General features: G+C 72.8%; 3 protein-coding genes. All 3 read right to left on the bottom strand.

From position 1 onward, the window contains the following. Positions 1-199, bottom strand: a 199-nt coding sequence (locus V6M57_RS04645) for a hypothetical protein (protein ID WP_332813817.1), incomplete at its 3' end; no start/stop codon positions are given. 34 nt (positions 200-233) lie between these two features. Then, positions 234-1439, bottom strand: a complete 1206-nt coding sequence (locus tag V6M57_RS04640; RefSeq protein WP_332813816.1) for a CaiB/BaiF CoA transferase family protein — start codon at positions 1437-1439, stop codon at positions 234-236. After that, positions 1436-2350: a hydroxymethylglutaryl-CoA lyase gene (locus tag V6M57_RS04635; protein ID WP_332813815.1), complete on the bottom strand. Its 915-nt coding sequence runs from the start codon at positions 2348-2350 to the stop codon at positions 1436-1438. The genes V6M57_RS04640 and V6M57_RS04635 overlap by 4 nt, the downstream gene beginning before the upstream one ends. Position 2351: the final 1 nt, after the last annotated feature.

The following is a 2351-nucleotide window of genomic DNA, read 5'->3' as shown; positions in this document are numbered from 1 at the left end:
CCACCTTGCCCTGGGTGGCCGCTTCGACGTCCTTCTCGAACTGCGCCAGGTTCAGCGCCGTGTGGTGGGTCGGCGGGAACTGGTGGCTGATGCGCATCGTGTGGTCGGCGGCAAGGGCCGGGCCGCCGATGCCGGCCAGGCCGGTGGCCAGCGCGGCTGCGACCAGCGTGCGGCGGGCGGGAAAGTGAATGCGGTTCATGGCGTGTCTCCTTCGTTGATTGGTCGGGAAAGGCTCAGGCCACCGCTCGCGCCGCGCGCAGGGCCTGGATGTCGGAAGCGCCGTAACCCAGCCCCTCCAGCAACTCGTCGGTATTCTGTCCGGACCGCGGCGGGTCCAGCCGCACGCCTAGGCGCGCGCCCTCCAGGGTGATCGGGATCAGGGTGGTCTTGACCGACTGGCCGGCACGCGGCCCGTCGGGCAGGCGCAGGTCGGCCAGGCCGCCGGTGGCCAGCAGGTGTTCGTCGTCGTACAGGTCCTCGGGGCGGCGGATCGGGGCGAACGGCAGGCCGGCCTTTTCCATCATCGCCGAGAGTTCGGCCGCACTGCGGTGGGCCAGCCGCTCGCGCAGCACCGGCAGCAGCTTCGGGCGGGCCCGCACGCGGTCGTTGTTGGTGGCCAGGGCCGGGTCGGCCGCCAGGTCCTCGAGCCCCAGGATGCGGCAGAACACCGTCCACTGGGCGTCGCTCACCGCGGCCAGGAAGATCTGCTCGCCGTCCCTGACCGTGAACACGTCGTACACCGCCCACGGGTTGTCGCGCGCCGGCAGCGGGGCCGCCGGCTTGCCGGTCAGGGCGTACTGCAGCATGTGCTGCCCCATCAGGAACACGTTGTTCTCGTACAGCGCGCTCTGCACCTCCATGCCGCGGCCGCTGATGCCGCGCTGGATCAGCGCGCCGAGCGCGCCGAGCGCGCCGAACAGGCCGCCCATGATGTCGTTGACGCTGGTGCCGGCGCGCAGCGGATCGCCCGGGCGGCCGGTCATGTAGGCCAGCCCGCCCATCATCTGCACCACTTCGTCCAGCGCCGTGCGGTGCTCGTAGGGGCCGGGCAAGAAGCCCTTGTGCGCGACGTAGATCAGGCGCGGGTTGACCTGCGACAGCGCGGCGTAGTCCAGGCCGTACTTGGCCATGGTGCCGGGCTTGAAGTTCTCCGCCACCACGTCGGCGCTGGCGGCGAGCTTGCGCGCCACCGCCGCGCCCTCGGGCTTGTGCAGGTCGAGGGCGATGCTCTTCTTGTTGCGGTTGAACATCGGGAAGAAGCCGGCGCCGGCGCCCAGCAGGCGGCGGGTGCGGTCGCCGTCGATCGGCTCGACCTTGATCACCTCGGCGCCCAGGTCGGCCAGCACCATGCCGCAGGTCGGGCCCATCACCATGTGGGTAAATTCGACCACCCGCAGGCCGGCCAGCGGCTGCGGCGCCTGCTGCGTCGGCCCGCTCATGCGGCCTCCCCGGCAGCCGGTTGCAGGGTCCGGGGCAGGCCGGCGCGCCAGAGCGTGCCGTGCAGCGTCTCGCCGTCCAGCCACTGGGCGACGCGCGCACGCAGCGCCAGCAGCCGCGCCAGGTCGAGGCCGGTGGGCACGCCCATGCTGGCGAACAGGTAGGCCAGGTCCTCGGTGGCGACGTTGCCGCTGGCGCCCGGTGCATGCGGGCAGCCGCCGATGCCGGCCAGGCAGGCGTCGAAGCGGGTGACGCCGGCGTCCAGCGCCGCCATCACGTTGGCGATGCCCAGCCCGCGGGTGTCGTGGAAATGGCCGCAGGCCAGCCGCTCGCCGGCGACGGCGAAGGCCTGCCCGAACAGGTCGCCCACCATCCGCGGGTCGGCGTACCCCACGGTGTCGGCCAGGCCGACGCGGTCGACGCCGGCATCCAGCACCGCCTGCAGCAGGCGAAGCACCTCGGCCGGCTCGACCCGGCCCTGCAGGGTGCAGCCGAAGGCCGTGCTGATGCCGACCTCGATCAGGCAGGCCGAGCCGGCGGCGTCGCGGGCAGCCCGGATGCGGCCGATCTCGGCGACCACCTCGTCGGGGGTCTTGCGCAGGTTGGCCAGGCTGTGGGCATGGCTGGCCGACAGCGGCAGCAGCATCAGGTCGGCGCCGGCGTCGATCGCGCGCTCGGCGCCCCTCAGGTTGGGCACCAGCACCGAGGTGAACAGTCCGGGCAGGGTCCGGGCGAAGGCCACCAGCTCGGCCGTGTCGGCCAGTTGCGGCAGCAGCCGGGGTGGCACGAACGAGCCGACCTCGATCTCGCGCTGGCCGGCCTCGTAGGCAGCGCGCAGCCATTCGAGCTTGTGCCCGGTCGGCAGGACACGGGCGATGCTCTGCAGCCCGTCGCGCAGGCCGACTTCGCGGATG

Origin of the sequence: Ramlibacter sp., assembly GCF_036676645.1 — a bacterium.
GTDB lineage: Bacteria > Pseudomonadota > Gammaproteobacteria > Burkholderiales > Burkholderiaceae_C > Ramlibacter.
This window is presented reverse-complemented; position numbering and strand designations above follow the sequence as displayed.

Coding starts and splice junctions, on each gene's coding strand:
- V6M57_RS04640 (WP_332813816.1), bottom strand. CDS start 1,439: ATGAGCGGGCCGACGCAGCAGGCGCCGCAGCCGCTGGCCGGCCTGCGG.